General features: G+C 64.5%; 17 protein-coding genes. 13 read left to right on the top strand and 4 right to left on the bottom strand.

All coding sequences use genetic code 11. The annotated features are described in order from the left end of the window. Nucleotides 1-3 precede the first annotated feature (3 nt). The 7 genes from AC1TQG_RS25865 (at nt 4) to AC1TQG_RS25835 (ending at nt 15,395) form a co-directional block, all read left to right on the top strand. Nucleotides 4-372 (top strand): VOC family protein, encoded by a 369-nt coding sequence (locus AC1TQG_RS25865; RefSeq protein WP_482141716.1) that lies wholly within the window; start codon nt 4-6, stop codon nt 370-372. A gap of 606 nt (nt 373-978) precedes the next feature. Next, nucleotides 979-1,524 carry a hypothetical protein gene (locus AC1TQG_RS25860; protein WP_482141714.1) on the top strand — a complete coding sequence of 182 codons (546 nt, stop codon included), beginning with the start codon at nt 979-981 and terminating at the stop codon, nt 1,522-1,524. Nucleotides 1,525-1,682: 158 nt separating this feature from the next. Beyond that, complete coding sequence (locus tag AC1TQG_RS25855) at nt 1,683-2,897, top strand: M14 family zinc carboxypeptidase (RefSeq protein ID WP_482141712.1); 1,215 nt, start codon at nt 1,683-1,685, stop codon at nt 2,895-2,897. Nucleotides 2,898-2,907: 10 nt separating this feature from the next. Next, nucleotides 2,908-5,988: a DUF6603 domain-containing protein gene (locus tag AC1TQG_RS25850; protein WP_482141710.1), complete on the top strand. Its 3,081-nt coding sequence runs from the start codon at nt 2,908-2,910 to the stop codon at nt 5,986-5,988. Beyond that, a complete protein-coding gene (locus tag AC1TQG_RS25845) occupies nt 5,988-9,203 on the top strand; it encodes a hypothetical protein (RefSeq protein WP_482141708.1) in 3,216 nt (1,071 codons plus the stop codon). The genes AC1TQG_RS25850 and AC1TQG_RS25845 overlap by 1 nt, the downstream gene beginning before the upstream one ends. After that, nucleotides 9,203-13,639: a hypothetical protein gene (locus AC1TQG_RS25840; RefSeq protein ID WP_482141706.1), complete on the top strand. Its 4,437-nt coding sequence runs from the start codon at nt 9,203-9,205 to the stop codon at nt 13,637-13,639. The genes AC1TQG_RS25845 and AC1TQG_RS25840 overlap by 1 nt, the downstream gene beginning before the upstream one ends. A gap of 1 nt (nt 13,640) precedes the next feature. Then, the gene (locus AC1TQG_RS25835; protein WP_482141704.1) at nt 13,641-15,395 is read left to right on the top strand and encodes a hypothetical protein; all 1,755 of its coding nucleotides are present in this window, start codon (nt 13,641-13,643) and stop codon (nt 15,393-15,395) included. Nucleotides 15,396-15,407: 12 nt separating this feature from the next. On the opposite strand, the gene AC1TQG_RS25830 is transcribed toward AC1TQG_RS25835, so the two are convergent. Continuing rightward, nucleotides 15,408-15,932: a hypothetical protein gene (locus AC1TQG_RS25830; protein WP_482141702.1), complete on the bottom strand. Its 525-nt coding sequence runs from the start codon at nt 15,930-15,932 to the stop codon at nt 15,408-15,410. Between the two features lie 67 nt (nt 15,933-15,999). Between AC1TQG_RS25830 and AC1TQG_RS25825 the strand changes: the two genes are divergently transcribed. Continuing rightward, complete coding sequence (locus AC1TQG_RS25825; RefSeq protein ID WP_482141700.1) at nt 16,000-16,434, top strand: MarR family winged helix-turn-helix transcriptional regulator; 435 nt, start codon at nt 16,000-16,002, stop codon at nt 16,432-16,434. Between the two features lie 71 nt (nt 16,435-16,505). Here AC1TQG_RS25825 and AC1TQG_RS25820 read toward each other — a convergent pair whose 3' ends face one another. Further along, complete coding sequence (locus AC1TQG_RS25820) at nt 16,506-17,498, bottom strand: adenosine deaminase (protein WP_482141698.1); 993 nt, start codon at nt 17,496-17,498, stop codon at nt 16,506-16,508. Between the two features lie 262 nt (nt 17,499-17,760). Between AC1TQG_RS25820 and AC1TQG_RS25815 the strand changes: the two genes are divergently transcribed. Beyond that, complete coding sequence (locus AC1TQG_RS25815; RefSeq protein ID WP_482141696.1) at nt 17,761-17,964, top strand: zinc-ribbon domain-containing protein; 204 nt, start codon at nt 17,761-17,763, stop codon at nt 17,962-17,964. A gap of 71 nt (nt 17,965-18,035) precedes the next feature. Next, nucleotides 18,036-18,548 carry a hypothetical protein gene (locus AC1TQG_RS25810; protein ID WP_482141694.1) on the top strand — a complete coding sequence of 171 codons (513 nt, stop codon included), beginning with the start codon at nt 18,036-18,038 and terminating at the stop codon, nt 18,546-18,548. 222 nt (nt 18,549-18,770) lie between these two features. Here the strand turns inward: AC1TQG_RS25810 and AC1TQG_RS25805 are convergent, their stop codons facing one another. Then, nucleotides 18,771-18,917, bottom strand: coding sequence for a hypothetical protein (locus tag AC1TQG_RS25805; protein ID WP_482141692.1), 147 nt, complete (start codon nt 18,915-18,917; stop codon nt 18,771-18,773). A 145-nt stretch (nt 18,918-19,062) separates the two neighbouring features. Here AC1TQG_RS25805 and AC1TQG_RS25800 point away from each other — a divergent pair, with 145 nt between their 5' ends. The 3 genes from AC1TQG_RS25800 to AC1TQG_RS25790 all read left to right on the top strand — a co-directional run bounded on the left by AC1TQG_RS25800 (nt 19,063) and on the right by AC1TQG_RS25790 (nt 21,018). After that, a complete protein-coding gene (locus tag AC1TQG_RS25800; RefSeq protein ID WP_482141690.1) occupies nt 19,063-19,659 on the top strand; it encodes a TetR/AcrR family transcriptional regulator in 597 nt (198 codons plus the stop codon). Between the two features lie 87 nt (nt 19,660-19,746). After that, nucleotides 19,747-20,346, top strand: a complete 600-nt coding sequence (locus AC1TQG_RS25795) for a TetR/AcrR family transcriptional regulator (protein WP_482141688.1) — start codon at nt 19,747-19,749, stop codon at nt 20,344-20,346. A gap of 72 nt (nt 20,347-20,418) precedes the next feature. After that, nucleotides 20,419-21,018, top strand: a complete 600-nt coding sequence (locus AC1TQG_RS25790) for a hypothetical protein (RefSeq protein ID WP_482141686.1) — start codon at nt 20,419-20,421, stop codon at nt 21,016-21,018. 193 nt (nt 21,019-21,211) lie between these two features. Here the strand turns inward: AC1TQG_RS25790 and AC1TQG_RS25785 are convergent, their stop codons facing one another. Continuing rightward, nucleotides 21,212-22,213 (bottom strand): formamidase, encoded by a 1,002-nt coding sequence (locus tag AC1TQG_RS25785; protein WP_482141684.1) that lies wholly within the window; start codon nt 22,211-22,213, stop codon nt 21,212-21,214. Nucleotides 22,214-22,246: the final 33 nt, after the last annotated feature.

Genomic DNA, 22,246 nt, shown 5'->3' with positions numbered 1-22,246 from the left:
ATCATGCCCGCCACCGGCCCCGACTTCCTCTCGCTCCAAGCGCGTGACCTCAACGCTTCGCAGGCTTTCTACGAGCAGTACCTCGGCCTCGTCCGCTCCCAGGCCGGACCTCCGCACGCCGTCGTCTTCGAGACGAAACCGATCGCATTTGCACTGCGCGACGTCATTCCCGGCACCGATCTCACATCCGTTGCCCAGCCCGGCATCGGTGCCGCGATCTGGCTTCACGCCACAGACGTCCAGGCCATCCATGATGCTCTCGTCGCCGACGGTCACACCATCGTTTCCGCACCGATCGACGGACCCTTCGGTCGGACATTCACCTTCGCCGACCCCGACGGCTACCAGATCACCCTCCACGACCGCGCCTGATCGCCAAACGCCGCCGCCGTGTCGAGCATCTTCCTCCGCAACGACCGGCGCTAGCGTCGATGCCGTCACCCTGATCGCGTTGCACATCGACCACACCAACCCCGCCCGGTAGTCCCCGGGGACAACCCTGTCGAGGTTTCGTCTCGCAACATCAACACGCCCACCTAGAAGGACTCTGTTGTGGCACAATCGATTTCGTAACCAGTGACGTAGCGCAGCCCGTATGCGAACCTCCCAGGCAGTCGCGGTTCGACATGCCCGCCGATGGACCATTCGCTCTCATAACGGACTCGAAGGGATTGAGCAGCACGCCTAATCGACGTCAGTAGGTGACACTGGGGCTATGCCGTCCACGCGTACTGTCGAAAGGAACGATCGCTACCAGGTTGACCGCGTTCGACAGAGCGACGCCGAGCCACGTCCCACAACGCAGCGTCTACGCTCGTGAGGTGGCTCGGCATTGCGTTTCCAGTGACGGCAGCGGCATCGCTGCTGGTGGGATGTGCACAGTACGTGGAATCTCCACCAGCAACTCCAGTGCAGTTGCAACATCCAAACTGCTTGGGAGATACACCGCCGGAGCCGTCGCGGTTACCCCCTGACTTCGTGCCGATTGAGGCCTTGGTGTGCGGGGCGAAGGCCGAAGGCAATCCCCGCAACAATCCCGGCGCTCCCTACCTTGCATCGCGATATCGCGGAGACTTCACCGACGCAGTCAGCGCTTTGAATGGCAGGGACCGCAAGAAGGAAAGCTGCGACTACTCGCTGATCGCATTGCCCGAGCTATGGCTGATCGACGCCAGCGGCCAAGGTCTGATCCCTCGCTATCCGCTCGATGAATGCGGAGGTCCAAATATCGGCGCTCTCAACGCCATACTCGCCTTCCCCGTCGCAATGCAGGAACAACTCGTGTCACCACCGACGTCGACGTCGACCTCGCCTACGCTCACGTTCCCAATCCCGACCCCAGGTGAAGAAAACCCGCCCCACCCTCACCACCACAACCGCGCTGAGGCCGCTGGTGACCTTCTGACTGGTATGAACGCTGAGGAATATCGGATGGCCATTCAATACCGTGTCCAACAATGCAATAGGCGGCGGGGGGATCCGTCCCACGAATTCCCAGCGATTTCCTCAATCGAGTGTGCTTAGCGACATCACCTCAGATAGCCGACTACCTGCCGCGGCCACGAAGTCGACGTCTTTTACACGAGTAGTCGACTACTCAGGTAGAACGCCCCGCGACGGTATAGCGTACATAGCATCTCGAATAGTCGTCCGGTATTTCACGCCAACGATCGAGGAACCCGATGGGATACTTGACCGCATTCCAGGTCACCGAGGCGCTCACTGGTCTCGCCACCACGTTCCCTACGCTCTGCACCATGAGTCAGCTGACCGCGACGGTCGGCGGCAATCCGGTTAACGTTGTCGTACTTCATGATCCAGCCGTTCAGGACCGGATTCCGGTCCTCGTGATCGGCGGCGCACACGCCCGCGAATGGGCACCGCCGGACGCTCTGATCGGACTGGCTACGCGGCTACTCAACAGTCGGGCTTTGAATACCGACATCGTCTATCCCGAGTTCGTCAGCGGCGGTGTCCCCTACAGCGACCCCAACTACACGATCGCGTCCGCCGACGTCGCCAGAATGTTCGACAAGCTCGAGTTGATCTTCGTGCCGCTGATCAATCCCGATGGCCGCGACTTCAGCCTCCAGGCGAGCACCCCTGCCAACCAGCTGTGGCGGAAGAACCGCCGGGTATCACCGACGAACGCAGCGTGCGTCGGGGTCGACCTCAACCGGAACTTCCCCATCGCCTGGTTCCATCGCGATTTCTACAATCCGGCAGCAGCAGCAAAAGCCGCGGTCTCGGAGAACCCGTGCGAGGTCCAGATATACAAGGGTCCGAGCCCCGGATCAGAGATCGAGACGCAGAACATCGTCACCCTCGCCACCGACCGCAAAGTGCAGGCATTTGTCGATGTGCACATGAGCGGGCGCAGCATCACCTACCCATGGGGGCTCGACCGCAACCAGGAGGCAGATGCAACCCAGCGGTTCGACGAGGCCGCACTGAACCACTTCCCGAATCAGCCGACGAGCGGTCGCGACGGGCTACTCGGCTCCGTCTACGGCGAGTTCATCCCGACCCAACTGCATCAGCGACTCCGCACCTTGGCGGGCATCATGTCTGCCGAGATCCTGGCGTCGGCGGGAAGTTCGCCGATCGCAAAGAATCGGTCGAAGTATGCGGTGTCGCAGACAGTGGACACCGGGATCCTGCCGAAGGAGACCTTTGTCGGCTGCGCAGACGACTTTGTGTTCAGCCGACAATTCGTCGATCAAGACATGCCCGAGTGTGTCGCGTTCACGATCGAATGCGGTCTCGATGCCGGCCAGAATGAAAACAATCCGGACGAATCCGACGGTGGATTCTTTCCGCATTTCACCAAACAGTTTCCGAAAATCGAGCGGGAGATCCACGCCGGCTTGTTCGGGCTGTTCCGAGCCCTCCTCTGAGGAGCACGCCATGGAGAAAGTGATCGTTCGCGGCACCGACGGCCAGCTCGCGACGCTGCGTGGGCGATCCGGGGTGAACCTCATCGGCGGTGAATCCGGTGACTCGGGCACATGGTTTGTGGTCGCATATCTCGACGACAACGTCCGCGCGGCGCTCACCGCCGAAGGGATGCAGGTGACCCTGCTCGCTGATGCCGCAACCACCGGAACGAAACTCGAGGCCGCTCGAGGTCAGGTCGGCACCGGACCGATACCGGCCGATGTCCGGATCCGAGGCGAGTTCTCTGCCGAGTTACTTCGATCGGCCCTTATTTTCGTTCGAGAGCGGCTGAATGCCTTCGCGATCGACGCACTCGCCTCGGTAGACAGCTTGGCCGCAAAGCTCGGTGCTGCCGGTGGCGGCGCAACCATCGCCGGGGACCATTCCGATGCACTCCTCTCGATCGACAAGTTCTCCGCAGTCCTCGAAGACGGCCTACTCCACCCGAATCCCAATTTCATCCGCGCCGCGATCGCACCTTTGGCCTCGGCGATCGGTGCACTCGACACCGCTGCCATCAAACTGGGAGGAAATCTCGCGGCCCTCCTGACCGAGACCTTCGCCGTCGCCCTCCCCGGCGTCGGCATTCTCAGCCAACTCGGCCTGCCTGCCGGCCCCGGCGCGCTCACCGCAAGCAGCGGCACGCTCGGGTATTCGGTGCGCGTCAACAGCCCCGACATCGTCGGAATCGGCGCCGACTCGGTGGAACTCGCTGCCGGACTCCGGTTTCGGGGCGCCCCACCGGCGCTTGGTGTGACTGTCACAGTGACCGGGGCGCGTATCTCGATTCCGGGGGCAGGTGAACTGCTGTCGGCCATCGGCCTGGCCGGAAGTGGCGTGGCCGCCGATATCGCGGTCACGGTCGACAGCACATCCGGCGTCACGATCGGCGGCGCGACGCAGGGACGAATCGCCCTGCCCGCGCGTCCGCAAGCCGGGCCGATCAAAGTCAAAGGGCTCGCACTGGATTTCGGGCGTGACGGGGAACGGCTGGTGTTCGACCTGGTCGCAATGATCCAGGGCAATCTCGGACCACCGCTCCAGCTCACGGTGGATGGGGCCGGATTGCGGTTTGTCATCGACCCCGCGAACCCGCATCCGCTGCAGGATGCGACGGCCAAGCTGCCGACCGGATTCGGTGTTGTGCTCGATGCCGGTCCGGTGCGAGGCGGCGGATACCTCGACATACGCAGCGTCCCCGGACATCCCGACTGGACTCGCTACGGCGGTGCGTTGCAGTTGCGGATAGGTCCGGTGGACGTCAAGGCATTCGGCGTGATCACCGACAAACCCGGCGGATTCTCCATCGTCGTGGTGATGTCGGTGGAAATCAACCCACCCGTCGAACTGGGACTGTTGTTCACGCTCAACGGGGTCGGCGGCATCGTCGGTATCGAGGTGGCTGCCAATACCGAGGCCTTGCGTGCCGGCCTGCGAACCGGCGCGCTGGCCAATCTGCTGTTCCCGAGTGATCCGGTCGGCGCCGCACCGACAATCCTGGACACCTTGTCCTCGGTGTTCCCGCCCACCAAGGACGGATTCGTGATCGGTCCGATGGTGAAACTCGGTTGGGGCCGTCCGATTTCCTTTGTCACCGCCGAATTGGCGCTGATCCTCTCGCTTCCCGACACGAAGGTCCTGCTCCTTGGTCGTTTGCGGATGGCGATTCCGCTGCCCGAACTGGCGCTGATCGACCTGCGGGCGGAAGTGTACGGCGAGTTCTCGGCAGACCGAATCCTGGTGATCGCCAGCCTGTCCGGATCGCGGATCGGGTTCTTCGGCATCGGCGGTGATGTCGGCCTGCTGCTCCGGTTCGGAGACGACGCAACATTCGCTCTGTCGGCGGGTGGCTTCCACCCACGCTATGACCCGCCCAGCGAGCTGGCATCACTCCAACGTCTCAATGCCGAGCTCTCCCCTCCCGGGCTGCAATTGCGGCTCGAAGCCTATGTGGCGATCACCAGCAATTCGGTGCAGTTCGGCGGGCATCTGCAGGTGGCCATCGCGATCGGCGACACCGGCGTGTTCGGATATGTCGGACTCGACGCGCTGATCCGGTTCGCTCCCCGATTCGGGTTCCTGGTCGATGTGGAAGCCGGAGTGTGCGTTCGGGTCTTCGGGCTCACCCTGGCGTCGATCGACCTGCACCTGCACCTCGAAGGACCCGGTCCGTGGAAGGCCTGGGGCACCGGAGAGGTGTGTCTGCCGTGGCCGCTGCCCGACGTGAGCCTCGATGTCGGCCCGATCACCTGGGGTGACGACCCGGCCACCGAACCGGCGAAGGTATCGCCGCGCAAGCTCGTTCGCGACGCACTGGCGAAGGAAGCGGCGTGGCGGGCCGCCCCGGCACCCGGTCGGGAGCAACCGGTCCACCTGCACGAATTACCGGCCGGCCCCTCCGACGGTCTTCCGGTCGAACCGTGGTCGCTGCTTCAAGGACTGCAGTCGGCGGTGCCGTTGGATACGGACATCGCCCGCGTCGGTGCCAGCCCGGTTGTTGACGGCGAACATCGAATCAGTTTGGGCGAGCCAGTTTTCGAAGATGTCAGTGGAGGTGGCGCACTCACCGGGGCGGCCCGGTCACCGGTCGCCGATCGGTTCGCCGCAGGCCAGTATCTCGATCTGTCCGACGACCAGCAGCTGCGCCGGCCCTCGTTCGAGCAGTTCCCGGCGGGGCTCAGGATCGATCCGCAGGGTGTGGCCGATCCGGCGGCGGGAGCAGTCGAGGCGGATCTGCGATACGAGACCTCGTATCCGCATCGGCCACGCAAGCGGTTCACGACCGAGCTGTACACCTTGACTGGCGCCGACGCCGTGCTCGCGGCGTACGCAACCGCGGCCGGACACAGCAATCTGCGGGCCGGCGACCGCTACGCCACCCTGTCGCCCGGTCTGCCCATGGCAGGGTCCGACCAGGCCGTTGTTCGCAGTCGCAGCGACCTCACTGTGGTGGCGGGGGTTTCGAGTGCGGTCATGACCTGGACCCATGCCGAAGCGGCGGCGGCCGCCGCCCCCGCAGCCCTGCAAGTTGTCGCACTCGGAGGCGCCTGATGGCCGGAAAAATCGTGGCGGACGCCTTTCGCGTACACCTGCCGATCGAACCCGAAAAGCTCGTCTTCGACTCCTACACGCTGCTGCCGCACTACCGCACCGGTATCGCCGCCGCATTGCGCCATCCGTTCAGTCCCACCGCACCCGCCACGGCAAAGGTGGCCCTGCGGGTGCCGGTGGTCGCCGCGGCCGGGACCGACAACGCCGAAGTGACGCTGCGCCTGCGTGGTCCGGGCGCGGTGGCGTCGCTGATCGGAAAGCAGGTGATCCGGAGGTACCCAGAACCCGGCACCGCCAATGCCGAACCGAGCGACATCGCACACATCGAATTCGATGCGCCCGACCTGCCATGGCAATTCACGCCGGCTGGGCCGGATACGAACGGGCACCTGCCGCCGTGGCTGCGTCTGGTGGTCGTCGATGCGGCAGTCTCCAAGGTCGTCACCACCACGTCGGGTGGGCTTCCGGTGTTGACGACTCCACGTTCCGAACTTCCGCCGACCGGCGAGGCCTGGGCGTGGGCGCACGCGCAGGTGATCGGCAAAATCGCTGCGGCACAAACCATTGCGCAACGCCTCGCGCCCGCCACACCGTTGGCAAATCTGTCCCGTCTTGTCGCCCCGCGTCAGTTACCGGCATTCCGGAACTGGATCGCCTGTGTGGTGCCGACTTTCAAGGTCGGCGCGCAGGCGGGGCTCGGCAATGAACCCACTGAACAAACGCTGGCGTACGCCTGGGGCGACGGCGCGGGTGGTGTGGTCACACTGCCGGTCTACGACCATTGGACCTTCTCGACGGGCCCGAACGGTGACTTCGAAACCCTCGCCGAACGATTGTGGCCGGTGATGGCGACAGGCTCGGTCGGCGAGCGCCGCGTCGATGCCACTCACCCCGGAAACGGCATTCCTGTTGTCCCCGCCGATGCGGAAGGCGGCGACCGGCGGGTCCGGGGCGCGCTCACCCGGCCCAACGCGCCCAACTCCGACGGCAAGCACTGGCCGACCGGCACCACCGACCACCTGCGCCACCAACTCGAAGCCGCCGCCGAGCACAAGTTCGGCGCCCCCGCCGCTGACGACCCAGCTGTTGGTCCCCCGATCTACGCGGGCGCGCACACCGCACGCTCGCGGGTCCCGGACGCACCGGCGTCCTGGTTTCGCGATCTCAACCTCGACCCGGCCGACCGCATCGTGGCGGGCCTGGGCACCCGTGTCGTTCAGATGGATCAGGAATCCCTGATGGCCAGTGCGTGGGCGCAGGTGGCCGGGGTCGAGGACGCGAACCGCGCGCTGCGGTTGGCCCAATTCGCCCGCTACACAGCCCAATCGCTGCACCGTCGCCACCTCGGCGGCTTCGACGCGGCAAACCTGCTCGCCGTGACGCAGCGGGTGTCGAGCCGGATTCTGGCTGAACCGGGCACAACGCTGAGCGCGCACATCGGGGCGAGTGTGCTGCCCAGCGGCGCGGTGGCCGGGATCTTGCGGCGACTCGCGGCACCACGCGGCAAGATCACCCGGTTCGTGCGGTCGCCCGACGGCGAATTGCCCGCGGTATCCCGTGCGCGGGCAGTGCGCCGCCTGGTCACCGACGATGAAGGCAACGCCCGCAATTGGGTCCGCACCTATGCCGATCCCGACGGAGTGACTGACCTGCACCCCGCCGGTCTGGAACTCCTCCCTCCCGGTCTCGGCGACCTGGTCGCCGCCGGGTTGGCCGAACCCGCCCTCCCCGACGCGCTGACCGCCGCCGCCGACGACGGATCACTGTCGGACCTGCTCGAAGGCGACCCACCCGACATCGCCCGAGATGTTGTGGCCACCATGCTCGATGCCCTGCTCGCCGCACTCCCGACCCGCGACGAGATGGAGCGGAACCGTGATGCGGCCGCCGGTGTCGGCGACATCCTGCGTCAACTGTTCGCAGTTCTCGACGTCGGACAACGATTCGGCCAGACCGACTGGATCGTGCAGGCATCGACTGCTGCCCGCACCGGCATCGGACGTTCGGTGGGTGACGGTTTGGCCCTGGTCACTGTCAACGAGGTGGAGTCCTACGCCCGCGCGGTGGCGGAATGGGCCCGCGAGGCCGGTTTCCCGGTTGAAGTCGCCGCCGACCCCGAGGTGATCGATGTGCTGCTCGTCGCCATCCGCCACAGTGAGCCGCGTGGCCTCGCCGACGACTACCGGTTGTTGTCCGACGGCCTGACCCGTCCCGGCGGATTGCGCGACATCGACCGCAGCAACTTCGCCGTGGGCAGCCTCGACCTGCTGGGCAAGCTCGACCCGAAGGAAACACTCACGCGACGCGTACTCGCCCGGCTACCTGCGCCCAACCTCTGGCCGCCGTGGCTACCGCGAGACTGGTTCGGGGACAAAAGAATCGAACAGGTGCTGGCCGCACCACGCTTCGCCCACCCGATGTATGAGGCGCTCGACCGGTATGACCGGGAATGGTTGATGCCAGGTGTTGGCGCGATGAAACCGCACGAGATGGTGACACTGCTACAGACCAACGCCCGCTTTGCCGAGGCATTCTTGATCGGCGCCAACACCGAATTCGCTCGCGAACTGGTGTGGCGGGGGTACCCGACCGACGGGCGCGCGACGTCCTTCTACTCGTTCTGGACGCCGGCAGCCGAACTTCTGGCTCCCGTCCACGCCCTGGACGACCAGTCGCTCGGCGAGCACATCGACGAAAAGTTCGCCGGCGCACTCGTTCTGCTCGTGCGCGGCGAACTGATCCGGCGGTATCCGAATGTCCTCGCGCATGCCGTCAAGCAGACAGCTGATGCCGATCCGCCCACGGTGTTCGCCAAGGATCCGGCGAAGACGCTGTTCCGCCTCCACCTCGACCCCGACCTGCTGCTCATCGGTTTCGATCTCAAAGCAGCCGATGTGGCCGCGCCGCCACCCGGGATGGCCGGCGCCTACTGGTTCACTCTCAGCGAGCACATCGGTGAGCCACGATTCGGGCTCGACGAAGTGGACGAACCGGCCGCCAAACATCCCGACGGGGCCTTGGTGAAACGCGACGACCTGCAATGGGGTGATCTCATGCAAGACGCCAACGGGTTCCTGCTAACCACCACACCTCGGGTGAAGATCGATGTGACTGGCGGCTATCGGCCCGATGCGGCGTTCCTGGCATGGTTGCTGTTCCAGCAACCATCGCGGGCGGCGTTCGCGGCCACCGACATCATGGACAAGGTGCGGTGATGGACAACTGGGAAGCCGTGGATCCGGCCGTACCAATGCTGTTGCTGCCAGTGCGAATCGAAACCCGTTCAACGCCGGATCGCACCGCGCTGCGCGTACGGATCTATCCCGACGACGTCCATGTCGACATGCTCGATACCGCAGTGAATCCCGACGAACGCGTGGCAGGCGTCCGTTACTGGCAAGAACGTTGGCCTGTCGATCGACCGGTCAATGCCTCCGACCCGTGGACCGGACTGGTCGGTGCAATCGGTGCGCGGCGGGCGGCCTGGGTCGCGGCGGCCCTGACGCCGGTGAATCTCGCTGCCCGGCCGGACGATCCGCCGGAGTTCCCGGATGTCCCCGATGCGCCGGACGTCAACGGTGTGTGGGCGCGGTTGCTGCCGGACTGTTTTCGCGTCGTGGTTGATCAAGCCGGTGTCCGGACGTCGACTCCCGGCGCACCGATCGCACGCGAAGGCCTCGCGCTGGGCCCCGGATTGGATCTGCGAAAGCCCGGCGCGACAGAGAAGCTCGGTGCGATGGTCGACAGCCTGCGGGGGCAACCGGGCATCGAGCCGGATCCCGACATCGCTTGGCTCACCGACTACGACGCCGCCGAAGCCGCAGGTATGGCCGTGACGGTGCCGCTGACCGATCCGTTCGCGCGCATCGACCGGCTGTACGTGATCGGTGTACGTGCTGCAGAATCACCCGAGTCGACGGCCGACGAGCTCGCACATCTGTTGCGTGCACACGCATTCGGCGACGGACTCGCGTTTGTCGCACCGGGGACGGTCACCAACAACACCGCCTCCTCGAAGTCGGCATGGAGTCGTGCTGCCCGGACGCCGGGTGAACCACCGATCGGCGTCGCGTCGCCGGATCCGGCGGCCAACGCCCAGGTGCTGGCCACCGCGTTCGGCATCAGTCCCACCGACCTGATCGGACTCGATGACGCGAACCGCACCGACCAGGCGACGGCGGCGGCGTTTGCCACCGCGCTGTGGCAGATCACGTGGGGAACATTCCTCGACAAATCCCTGACCCCGAATGCGGCAAGCGGCGCGGTACCCGCGGCAGCTCGCGAAACCGTGCGTGAGCATGCAGCCGCACATGTGCGGGGGCTCGGTCCGCTGCCGACGATGCGAATCGGCAAGCAACCCTATGGAATTCTTCCCGCCACCACACACGGGGCGTGGTGGAAGCCCCGAGCAGGCGACTACATCGACCAGTCGCTGGCTGCGCTGCTGTCACGAATCCGGCCGCTGTGGACGCAGGCCGCTCACTCGGTGCCGACGGTGACCTCGGGCGATCTCGAGAAGGACCTACCGCACATCCTCGGTCACACGCCGCTCTCGCGCGGCCTACGAGTGCGTAGCGCCGTCGACGCGCAGACGGCCAAACCGATCACGCCCAACCTCGGGACCGCAGCCAACTCGGCGGCGCAACATGCGGTCACCGTGGCCATCGAGACTCTTATCGGCACCACCCCCGGTGTTTTTGTGCCGCCCGACCTACTCGGGAAATCCACCCGCAACCTGGCGTTGCCGATGGCACATGACAGCGACGCCGACTTCTGTTCAGCGATCCTGCGGATCGAACAGCTCCCCGAGGTACACAGTGTCCTGCAGGCACTACTCGGACTCGCCGAGGCAAAATCCCGTCACGAGGTAGAAGAGTTTTTCGTGCGGGAACGGCTGCAGCAGTTACAGATCCGGCTGGGTGCCGCCCAAGATTTTGTCAGCCAAGACGCGATCGACCTGGGACTTGCTGCTCTACAACGCCTCTCGGATCGGTCCTGGGATGAGCGTGAGCTCTACCGGGATGCTGCGTCTGCCCTGGAAAGTTACGTCGGCCCGTTCGAGCCGACACGGTTCGCGGCCCGCTTCCCGATCGTCTCGCTGCGCCCGCACCTCACGGAGGCCATCGGCGATGTCATCGAAGGTGTGCGTGCAGCGGCCGCAGCACTTCGGGCTGCCCAGCGGTTCAGTGAAATTCGCGCTGCCATCACGACCATTGCCGGGATCGAGAGCATCACTGACCGTACGCTGTTCCTGTCCGGCACCCTTGACTGCACCTCGCACCGACTCGACGCCTGGCTGACTTCCCTGGCCGCTCGTCGGCTCACTGCCGCCCGCACGAGTGGGGTCCGGGGAATCGTCGTCGGCGCCTACGGCTGGGCCGACGGATTCGACTTGGCGCCGCCGGTTACTGTCGACGTGCCCGGCCTGGAGGGACCGGTGTTCCAGGCATCGCGCGACGGCGGCCACATCCTTGCCCCGAGCCCTGCCCACGCGGCGACGGCTGCCGTACTGCGCGGCGCGCATCTCACCCACGATCCCGGCGACACGGGCCGTTCGGCGTTGAACATCGACCTGTCCAGTACCCGAACGCGCGCAGCGATGTCGGTGCTCGACGGAATTCGGTCCGGTCAACCGATGGGGGCACTGCTCGGGTATCGGTTGGAGCAGTGGCTACACATCCGGACGCCGGAGGGTCACGCACTGGATCGGTTCATCTATTGCCTGCGATCGCTTGCACCGATTGTCGCCGCGAAGGCGACCGACCGGGCTCCCGCGGGTACCCCGGTCCCGGAATCGCTGGAGTCGATCGCCGCCTCCGAGGTGACCGATGGGCTCCGCCTGCTGGAACTGTTTCGGGCCGACCCGGATTCGGTACTCGCCCGGCTCAACACACCTCCCGCCGCTTACAAGAACTACATCGTGAACTGGGCACTCCCGACTCCCGACGAGATCGCGGCGGTGAGCGCCGCGATCGAGCGGCTCGACCGGTTGCACGACGCGATCGCCGACCTGCTGCTCGCCGAGTCGGTGCATCAACTCGTGCTCGGGTCTGCGCCGCGGGCGGCCGCCGCGATGGATGCACTCTCCGGCGATGGCATGCCCCCGATCCCCGATGTCGTGAAGACACCGCGCTCGGGTGTCGGCCTGACACATCGAATCCTTGTGGGGGTGCCCGATGGTGCTGTTGGCGTTGTCGATGGCTGGGCGGTCGCGGCCCGCGCAAAAGCCCACCCCGCCTGGGAGATGTGGGCCCGCGAGGGGTTCGGGCGAGCCGATCTGATCGTGCTCGGGCCCGGAATCACCCTCGCGGACGCACACCTCTGTGCCCTCGACTTCCTTGTCGCAGCAGGCAACAACCCTGCACCGTTCTGGGCACTTCTTCGTCGGCGCCTACCCGGTCTCGCTGTCGAGCCCGAACCGGTCCGTCCGGCCGGACTCCCCGCGAACGCCCTGATCTTCACGGAGGCATGGTCGCTCGCCGGTTCCCTCCGGAATCTGATCGTGGGAACCCGCGCCCTCGGGCCCGAGGACCTGGTGCCACCCGGGGAGGCCGGATCGACGAGCACCACACAACGTCGGACCATTGATCTCGCCGACCTTCATACGCGCGCCGAGGCCGCGGTGACCGCGCTCGGGGCGCTCATCGACGCCGTTGAAGAACCCATCGCCCGAGTGGACGCCTTCGCCCTGTTCGGACTGGGTATGTCTGGTGACCCGACAATTCTGCCGGACAACGAACTCGCGGCACACATAGGTGGGTTGAACGCCGGAGCGCAACGACGGTTCGCGGCGGCCGATGCACTGCTCACCGCATTCAACGGAGAGCCACCAGAAGATGATGCCCGAGCGCAGGCCGCGCTGGCCGAAGTGATCTCGCAGGTATTCGACGACAAGCTGCCGGTATTGCCGGTGATCGAGCAGGGCCCCGACCCGGTTGCAGTGAGCCTCGCCGCCGGAGTCCGTGTGCTGCAGGAGAATCGTGAGGTATCCGACGGCCGAGACGTGCGGCCCTGGCTCACCCGGATCGCCCGGGTGCGACCCGCAGTGGCCCGCTACACCGAGACCTTGCTCCTACGAGAAGCATTGGGGCAGCGGGTACCGCTGCGCGTGGGACAACTACCGGACGGCGCCTTCGGCACCTGGATCGGCCTCCCGTTCGGCAAAGATACTCTGCCTCCGGATGTTTCAGTGACCGGGTTTGTTGTCGAGACGACTGCGGATGCGGTACCGGGACGGCTTGCCGGGTTTGTCGTCGACGAATGGACCGACGTGGTGCCCCGACGAGTATCCGTGCGCGACCAGGCCACCGGAGAGCCGACCGGTGCGCTGCAGGAAGTCGGCACCGCCGGACTCGCGGTCAATGCCAACGGCCCCAACGCCCGTGCGCCGCAAGTCCTGTTGCTCGCGGTGAGTCCGGACGACGCGCCGTGGTCGCCGGAAAAGGTGATCGATCTGCTGCGCGATACCTACGCGCTCGCACAGGAACGCGCGGTCACCCTGGAACGGCTTCCGCTGGCCGGCCGGCTGCTTCCGGCCGCCTACGTGCAGGACTGGTCGCTGCAGGGCGAACCGGTGCTGGACGTCGCCCGGCTGGTGATGAACGCGGGCGTCAAAGAAGCCATACTGACCCACGTCGCAGAAAAGAGCTGAGATGGCCGATCTGATCGCAACGAAGGCCTGGACCGCGACGATGGCGCCGCTGCTTCTGCGACCACCATCCTGGACTCGGCTCGAACCGCAGTCATTCTCGGGTGATCCCGGGCCGGGTTTGTCTGCGGCCGTGAGTGATCCGCTGTGGTTGTTGACGCGACAGTGGCAGTTCGGCGAGTTCGCGGGCGAGGATGCGGGAACCCCGCTGGCCGTACGCGTGGACGCGACAATTGCACCGGTGACGCGGTGGCAACCCGGCGATTGGACGGCAACCGAACCACAAGCCGTGCGGGACCTGACCAACGAACCGCTGGACGTGTCGGTCGAACGCGAGCCGATCGCCGGCCGCCCGGGCCTGCGAGTTCTTGCCCAAGCAGGTGCAGCCCTGCTCACCGCCCTGCGCGACGCCGGGCTGTCCGCAAGCGCCGACAGTCTGATTCGTGAGGCGCCCCTGCCGTTCGGTGACAAGACGGGTCCCGGCTGGACCGGCCCCGGCCTCCTCCTGCGTGGACGGGCCGTCGACGCCGAAATTGCCGCCGTCGCACTCGAACAAGCAAGTCCGAACCTGCCCGCCTGGCTCGACGGACCGCAGCGCACGGAGATCCTCGAGGTCACCAACCGATGGCGGCAGTGGTACCGCAGCGAGATCGCACCCTCCACCGACGCGTCGTCCTGGGTCGGCCGTCGACTCGAACACCGTTACAGCGTGGGCATTTCGACCGGTACAGCCCTGCGCGCCCCGGAAGCCGCCGGCGGCACCGCCGACTGGTGGACATTTGACAGCGACCCCACCGACCTCGGCCCACGCACCGACCCACAGTCGTTCACCCACCGCTCGGTGGCAACTCCACTGCGGTTCCCTGGCATGCCCGCCGACCGATTCTGGGAATTCGAAGACGCCCAGATCGACATCGGCGCACTCGAATCCGACCCGCACGACCTGGCCCGCCTGCTCGTCGCCGAATGCGCACTCATTTTCGGCTGCGACTGGCTCGTCGTTCCGATCGACCTGCCCACCAGGTCGCTGGCCACAGTCACAACAGTGACCTACCGCAACACCTTTGGCGAAACGTATCTCGCGGCGAACGCGCCGGACCGCGATCGGATCCTTCCCGAGGATCCATGGCGGATGTTCACGATCACCGGACCGGACAAGGCTTGGGAGAACCGCAGCGGTACACCCGGGTTCGACGGTCTGTTCGTCCCGCCCGCCTCGATCAGCTGCCTAGAGGGGCCGGCTGTCGAAGAGGTCCTTTTCCTGCGTGACGAAGCCGCCAACCTGGTCTGGGGTGTAGAGCGGATCGTCGAAGATCTCGCGGGCGACCCCCACCTCCGAGAAGCCGACCACCATACCGTCGAACCCCCTCTCTCCGGGCGTATCCCCGATGCCGAACTCGACTATCTGCTGCAGACGTCGGTCCCCGAATGGTGGATTCCTTATGTCGCCCGCATCGAAGTCGACGGACCGGTCCGACTGGCCCTTGTTCGTTCCGCGCTGCTGCGATTCGGTGAAGGTCTACCGCCCGATGGTGTGCCGATACGCGGAATCGGTCGTCTGCTCAACGAACCCGGTCACGCTGTACTCGATGATGCCGAGGTGCCCCGCGAAGGTGTACGAGTACAGCGAGTGCCCGTTCTCGCACGCCGGTCTGACGGGTCCTATGACAACTGGACTGCTCGCCGAGTTTCTGTGGGACGCGGCGAAGGGCGCAGTGGGCTTGAATACGACTCAGCCATTCCACGACGAAATGTGTGACCCCGGAACGGTTTACAGGGTCCTCGTGGCGAACATTGTTTCTTCCAGCTGCCAGCTGTGTCCGTCGTCCACTGAAACTTCGCCAGTCCATGTGAACGAGCGGGCGGTGATCTCGGTGAATCGCCACCGCAGCAACGGATCTTCATCGCGGCTGATGAGTTCGATGCTGCCGCAATCGTCGTTGTGTCCGATGAACTTTCGCACTCGCGAGTTGATTGGCTCTACCCAGGTGGATCGCCACGCATCGATCGCTGGATCGTAGAACCGGATCGTGGAACCGTGGAACGCACGGACACGCCCAGTCATCACCGGCGTCCCGGTTCCAGGCACGATCCATACATCCTGAATCGCTCGACCGCCCAGCACCCAACCGAAGTGCAGCTCCCCGTCGAGGGTGTCCAGCTCAGTCGCCGCCGAGACCCACCGCAAGTGCCACGAGCCGATAAATTGCCCGAACGTTTGCAGCTTGTCAGCGAGATCTTCCTCGGGCGCAGGCGCATACAGGTTCGTTCTCAACGCATCCACATTTGTCAACATGCTGACAGAGTGTCATGGTGGTGACGAATTGTCACCCGATTGACATACTTTTGTGTACCATCGCCTGGTGGACCGGGCCGAGATGTACCGACTATTGATCGCCGACGTGTACGAATTGGCCGGTACATCTCGTCGCACCAGCGAGTCGATCGCGCGGGACGCGAACCAGACGGTTGCCCGGTGGCATGCCTTGAGCGTGTTGTCCGAACCGGCCACCGCGGCCGGCGCGGCCCGGCGTCTGGGACTGTCTCGTCAGAGCGTGCACCGGGTCTGCGGCGACCTGATCCGAGACGGCCTCGTGGAGACCGTGGACAATCCCGACCACCAGACTTCGCCGCTCCTTCGGCTCACGTCCGAAGGTCGCCGGGTGCTTGAGCAATTGGTCGAGCGGGCAGACACTGATCGGGCGCGCCTCCTTGACCGCGCAGCTATCACGGCTGGACAACTCGCCAGTGCACGCGCTGTGATCCAGGCTGCAATTTCGGCCCTCGACGAAACCTGAGATCACCGACCCAACGAGTCGCACCATCAGAGCGCAAAGGTCCTGTGAGCGGACCCACTATCCGGTTGCGCTCAGAGCGTCTGCACCGCGACCGATATTTCCGCCAGGAGTTCGGCTTTACGGGCATCGTTCGCGAACGAACCTGTGACCGAATTTCTTGCCAACGTCGCGAGATCTTCAGCATTGAGGTCGAGCGCGTCGCGGACCCCGTTCAGGTTGTCGTCGACGTATCCGCCGAAATAGGCGGGATCGTCAGAGTTGACGGACACATTGAGGCCCTTGCGGAGCATTGTCCGCAGCGGATGGTCGGACAGCTGATCAACCGCTTTCAAGCTGACATTGGACAGCGGGCATACGGTCAACGGAACACGTTCCTGCACCAGGCGTTTGACGAGCCTCTCGTCCTCGAGGCACCTTATTCCATGGTCGATGCGTTCGACGCCGAGCAGGTCCAAAGCCTCCCAAATGTATGCAGGCGGGCCCTCTTCACCTGCATGCGCGACGAGGTGCAAACCTTCGGCGCGCGCCTTCGCGTACACATCCACGAACTTCGACGGCGGGTATCCGACCTCCGCGGAGTCGAGTCCGATCCCGAGCATCGGAGTTCCGAGCGCAAGCACGTCGTCGAGGACGGTCATGGCCGACGCCGCACTATGGTCACGCAGCATCGAAACGATCAGGCCGGTGCTGACACCGTGATTTTCAATGGAGCTACTGAGCGCCGAGGTGACTCCCTCCATCACTTCTTCGAGTGCAACACCCCGAACCAGGTGGGCCTGTGGGTCAAGGAACACCTCCGCATGTCGTACACCGGCGAGCGCTGCTCGCGCCAGGTAGGCATTCGTCATCTCGGCGAAGTCGGCCGCGGTCCGCAACGTCGACATGTTGGCGTAATACAGATCAAGAAATGACTGCAGATCCGCAAACTGGAACCGGCTCCTCAGTTCATCGACGTCGGCGTAGGGCAGGGTGATCTTGTTTCGTTCGGCGAGACTGAAGATGGTCTCGGGCTCGAGGGTTCCCTCGAGGTGGAGGTGAAGTTCGGCGACCGGTAGGGACGTCATTTGCGGTCCAATCATGTTGTGCAGGTGTCGAAGTGGCTCAGTGAGCGAAGTCCAGGGCGTTCGGTCATCGCATTCCTACTCGGACCCGGCGAACGGTCCACACTACCATTCGTGGTGTCGCCGGCCGGCCGGCCGGCTCGCACATGGACTGCTCCCCGATACGTCGCCTACTAACACGACGAATTCTGTCGAAAGGGGCGTTCTCGCCCTGTCAGTGTCACGGGGCACTCGGCGACCCAGACGGGGCCTCTATGCTGGCCTTGTGTTCTTCATCTTCGGTTACGGCATCAAGCGGCAACACATCGGCCCGGGTCAAACCCGAACGTGCCCGCACTGCCACAACACCACGCAATGGACACGCATCCAGCAATTCAAACAATTCACGCTGTTTTTTCTTCCGATCGCACGTTGGAAGCGTCGTCAACTCGAGCAATGTGGCATCTGCGGCACCATCACCGAGGTTTGAGCGCCTGGCCCGCGCTCTGCACGACCGACAGAGTCGAACGCGTACACGGCGCTCTCCTGTACAACTTGACCATGACAAGCCGCCGCGTATTCCCGCTCGCGCGCATCACGGGCCATGTCGCGTGGTGGATCTTTGTGGTCGCAACACTGTTCGCTGGCGGCATCAGCTGGACGGGCGCAAGCAATCGCTTGAACGGCAGCTTTATTGACGCCTCTTTCACCGCGCGATCAAGTCGGTGGACCGCCTACACCCCGCTGACCGACTCGCCGGTGGGCATTGCCAACTTCAGCGCTTCGGCGCCATATGACCGATGGACCGATCCGGAGTTCTGGTCGATGGTTGCGTTTGTTGTGGTGCTCATCGCCGCTGTGGCCGAAGCAATTTCGGCTCGTCGGTTGCTACCGGGGCTAGTTACGGTAGCCGCCCCGTGTGTGGCGTTGGGGCTACTGCTGCTGGCTACCCCAGGCATCCTCGACAGCGTCGAACTCGACACCATGTCCGCGATGGGTGTTGTGCTGGTCGCGATCGCGGCCCGAGAAGTATGGGCACGCCAATTCGCGCCCCGCCCACCGCTACCCGACTGAACGAGTTGTCTCAAGCTTCATCTGGCAGGGGCATCTCAACTCGATAGACGAATGACCGTCGGATAGTCGATTGCGGCCCAGAAATTTACGTCACCACCGAAGGATCGCAGTTCTGGTCAAATGTCCAGGCATCGGTAAGCTTGCGCGATGGATCTGGTCACGCTTGTTCTGGCGTCACCTCGGGGGCGTTCTTTCTGCGCCGCCATCGCGTACTTGTGCAGCTCAGATCAGCGAGTTGCGGCCAGACGCCGACCCCAGACTGCGGCGGACGTTCGCGAAGTCATCGAGGCGGTTGATCTTCAAGCGATCCCCAAACTGTCCGAACTCGAGTTGATCGAGGCTCTGGAGTTCGCCGCGAACTGCGCTCACTACTGGCAAGAACCAGACGATGAAGATGTGATCTTCGCCCGCCCGGAAATAACTGCCGCTCTACGCCCGGTAGCCGCCACTGTCTTGGCCGCGGCGCATACCGCTTGGTGGGGGGATGCTCCCCACTTAGTCAAGGAGTGCTGTCATGGCCGCTGCGCAGGGTGCTGCCCCGAAGTCGCCCCGTCCCATGCGCGCCGATGCCCGGCGAAACCGCGACGCCATCCTCAACGCCGCCCGCGAAACATTCGATGACGAGGGTGTTCTCGCATCTCTCGATGGCATAGCCCTGCGCGCCGGTGTGGGCAATGCAACGCTCTATCGCAACTTCCCCACCCGCGATGATCTGCTCGCGGCCGTCATGGAGACGAACACGGAAGCAGCGCTCAACGAGCCAGAGGAGCTGTCTCGATCGTCCACTCCACGCGAGGCACTTGCCGAATGGCTGTTCCGTCTGACGTGGCAGATGCGCATCTGCCACGACCTGCCGTACTGCATTTCCACAGCCCGCGAAGACCCGTCATCATCGATGAACGGGGCCTGCAATCCCCTATTCACCCAGACAAGCACCCTTCTCGATGCAGCGAAATCCGCCGGCGATGCGGTCGAGTCCATCACTGCGGACGAGGTGTTCGAGTTGATCACCGCACTGTCATGGGGTGTGGATCGCTTCCGTGACGACACCGAAGCCGCACGCCGCCGCGTTGCCATTGCGACAGCGGGCATCTTCACCCGACCTGGATAGTGGCGATGTTGCCTAACTGGGCCGGTGCGTAACGTGTGTTACGGTCACACATAACGCATGTTACGTATCACCGGGACGGGATCATCTATGACCGACGGGCCGACACAAGCTGTAGTCGACCGGATCTCCGCCGCTGTGTGGGCTGTGGCGGCCGACTGCGGCTTGGAGAACGTTTCGCTGCGTGCGGTCGCTGTCCGCGCAGACTGCACCACCGGCCTGATTATGCACCACTTCGGCTCGCGCACAGACGTTTTGGTTCACGCCTGTCGGACGATGTACAGCCGCGTCGTCACACGCGCCGACGCAATCCAGGAAGGCCGCAAGCCGAGCATCGACGTGCTTGTGGACGTCCTATCGGCCGTGCTGCCACTGGATCACGACCGGGTCGACGAGGTCCGCGTGTGGGCAGGCTTCGCCGCGACCGCCCTGGCGGAGCCGCAACTCAAAGAGGTCCACATCAACCACCACCGCCAGTGGGTCACGCGCATCACCGCCCTGGTCCAGGACCTGCGTTCAGACGCCACCGAAAACGACGTCGAAGATATCGCGAAGTCGCTGTCCGCCACCGTCAATGGTCTCGCCTTGACGGCCATCTTGGACACCGAGACATATCCGCCGCGAACGCAGCTACGCCTACTCACAATGTGTGCCGCCGAGGCGCTCAACTCGCTGACAACAACGGACTGATCCACATCCGAAAAGCCCGGCGAAGCAGAACCATTCCGCGTTTCGCCCTCCGATCGAAAAACGAGTTCAACGATGATTGACCCCCACTTCGTCCTGTTCGGCGCGCTGCTGAGCCTGGTCGGCTGTTCCTTCTACATCCGCGCAGTGCTGACAGGCTCGGCCAGTCCGAACAGGGTCTCGTGGTTCCTCTGGGCTGCAATGCCCGTCATCGCTTTCCTCGCGCAGATCGACGAAGGTGTCGGACTATCCTCAGTCCTCACCCTGTCCGTCGGCCTGGGACCGGCGTTCGTCTTTGCCTCGTCGTTTGTCAACCGGGAAAGCTACTGGCGCATCACGACGTTGGACGTAGTCTGCGGCGCGATCTCGGTGGCCGCCATCGCGGCATGGCTCCTACTGGACAGCGCCACGATGGCGCTCGTCATGGTCGTGATCGCAGATTCTGTCGCCGCACTGCCCACCATCGTGAAGAGCTGGAGGTCACCGCACACCGAGAGGTCGGACTACTACGTGCTCGCCGGACTCAACGGAGGGATCGCGTTGCTGACTCTGGACTCGTGGCGCATTGTCGACTGGCTGTTCCCCGTCTACGTTGTCGCCGTGACCACCACCATCGCTGCCACCATCGCGATCCGGCGCCGAGCGAACGCCACTCCGGTTGCTGTCACCAACTGACCGGCCCCGGGAGCACTCGCGGCAACAACACGATCAAAGGCGACCGGTCACCGTGGACCGAAGACTTCTACTCGTTCCACATCACATCCCCCGCTGCCGAGTGAATAGACCCTCGAGGAGGTGAGAGACAGAATCGGATAGTCCAGCGGCACACGCACCGAAGGCTGCTCGAGCTATTTCGGGATCGAAATGCTCACCGCGCCCGTACATTCTGCGGGGTATCCCACCCCGCGCCGGTCCCGTCCACGTGCTGCACGTCGGCTTCCCATGGCAAGCGGTACTCGCCCGCTACCAGATCCTGCATGAACGTGTAAGGACAATCTGTGGCCCCGCCGTCGACTGCTGTGTACCCGCGGTGCCCGAGTTGGTAGATGTTGTTCTCGACACCCCACCCCCGGCGCGCCTCATCTGCCCGGGCGGGGACGACCTCGGCGGTGACGACACGATCTGGCGATCCGTCACCCCGCACCAGCACGGTGCCATCGATGTCACACACCATCGCCTCACCCTGCGACCAGATGTTGTTCTCGTCCGGGCCGGCGAGCGCCACCGAGGCCGTATAGGCGAGGTTGTGAAAGGCGTTGGTCTGATTGGTGATTCGCCATGACTGCTGAATCGGGTAGGTGTATCCCGCCGTGCGCAGGATGACGTTGGCGCCCTTGTACGCTGCCTCCCGGGCCATCTCGGGCAACATTCCGTCGTGGCAGATGATGAGCGCGATCCGGGAACCGGACGGGCCGTCGCAGACCGGGATCCCTAGATCTCCGGGCGCCCATGGCTCGGCGGGCACCCACGGATGCATCTTCCGGTAGTAGAGAACCTCCTCGCCGTTGTCGTCGATGATGATGCCGCTGTTCCACGGCGCACCGGACGGGTTGCGTTCCATGATCGAAAAACACCCCCAGACCCCGGCCTGACGGCAGGCATCGGCGAGCAGCGCCATCTCGGGTCCGTCTCGGTCACAGAGCATCTCGTTGTCGAGCCAGGTGTCCGGGTCAAGACCGTTGATGCTGTACTCCGGCATCACGACCAGGTCGAGCGTCGGCATGCCCTTCTTCGCACCCTTGACGACACTGGCGAGTCGTTCGGCGGTCGTCTTCAGGTCTGCCGGGGTCTTGATGATCGGCACCCGGGCCTGCACCAGTCCCAGGACCAGCGCCCCGGGCGTCGGATTGAGTCCATCGAGTCCACTCATGGTTGTTAGTTCCTTACTGTCGCGGTGGAGAGC

The sequence above is a fragment of the Williamsia sp. Y844 genome, from assembly GCF_056786475.1.
The sequence above is the reverse complement of the archived record's forward strand: the minus strand, read 5'-3'. Positions and strand labels throughout refer to the sequence as shown.

Coding starts and splice junctions, on each gene's coding strand:
- AC1TQG_RS25790 (WP_482141686.1), top strand. CDS start 20,419: ATGATTGACCCCCACTTCGTCCTGTTCGGCGCGCTGCTGAGCCTGGTC.
- AC1TQG_RS25845 (WP_482141708.1), top strand. CDS start 5,988: ATGGCCGGAAAAATCGTGGCGGACGCCTTTCGCGTACACCTGCCGATC.
- AC1TQG_RS25835 (WP_482141704.1), top strand. CDS start 13,641: ATGGCCGATCTGATCGCAACGAAGGCCTGGACCGCGACGATGGCGCCG.
- AC1TQG_RS25855 (WP_482141712.1), top strand. CDS start 1,683: ATGGGATACTTGACCGCATTCCAGGTCACCGAGGCGCTCACTGGTCTC.
- AC1TQG_RS25840 (WP_482141706.1), top strand. CDS start 9,203: ATGGACAACTGGGAAGCCGTGGATCCGGCCGTACCAATGCTGTTGCTG.
- AC1TQG_RS25850 (WP_482141710.1), top strand. CDS start 2,908: ATGGAGAAAGTGATCGTTCGCGGCACCGACGGCCAGCTCGCGACGCTG.
- AC1TQG_RS25830 (WP_482141702.1), bottom strand. CDS start 15,932: ATGTTGACAAATGTGGATGCGTTGAGAACGAACCTGTATGCGCCTGCG.
- AC1TQG_RS25865 (WP_482141716.1), top strand. CDS start 4: ATGCCCGCCACCGGCCCCGACTTCCTCTCGCTCCAAGCGCGTGACCTC.
- AC1TQG_RS25795 (WP_482141688.1), top strand. CDS start 19,747: ATGACCGACGGGCCGACACAAGCTGTAGTCGACCGGATCTCCGCCGCT.
- AC1TQG_RS25820 (WP_482141698.1), bottom strand. CDS start 17,498: ATGACGTCCCTACCGGTCGCCGAACTTCACCTCCACCTCGAGGGAACC.
- AC1TQG_RS25810 (WP_482141694.1), top strand. CDS start 18,036: ATGACAAGCCGCCGCGTATTCCCGCTCGCGCGCATCACGGGCCATGTC.
- AC1TQG_RS25785 (WP_482141684.1), bottom strand. CDS start 22,213: ATGAGTGGACTCGATGGACTCAATCCGACGCCCGGGGCGCTGGTCCTG.
- AC1TQG_RS25800 (WP_482141690.1), top strand. CDS start 19,063: ATGGCCGCTGCGCAGGGTGCTGCCCCGAAGTCGCCCCGTCCCATGCGC.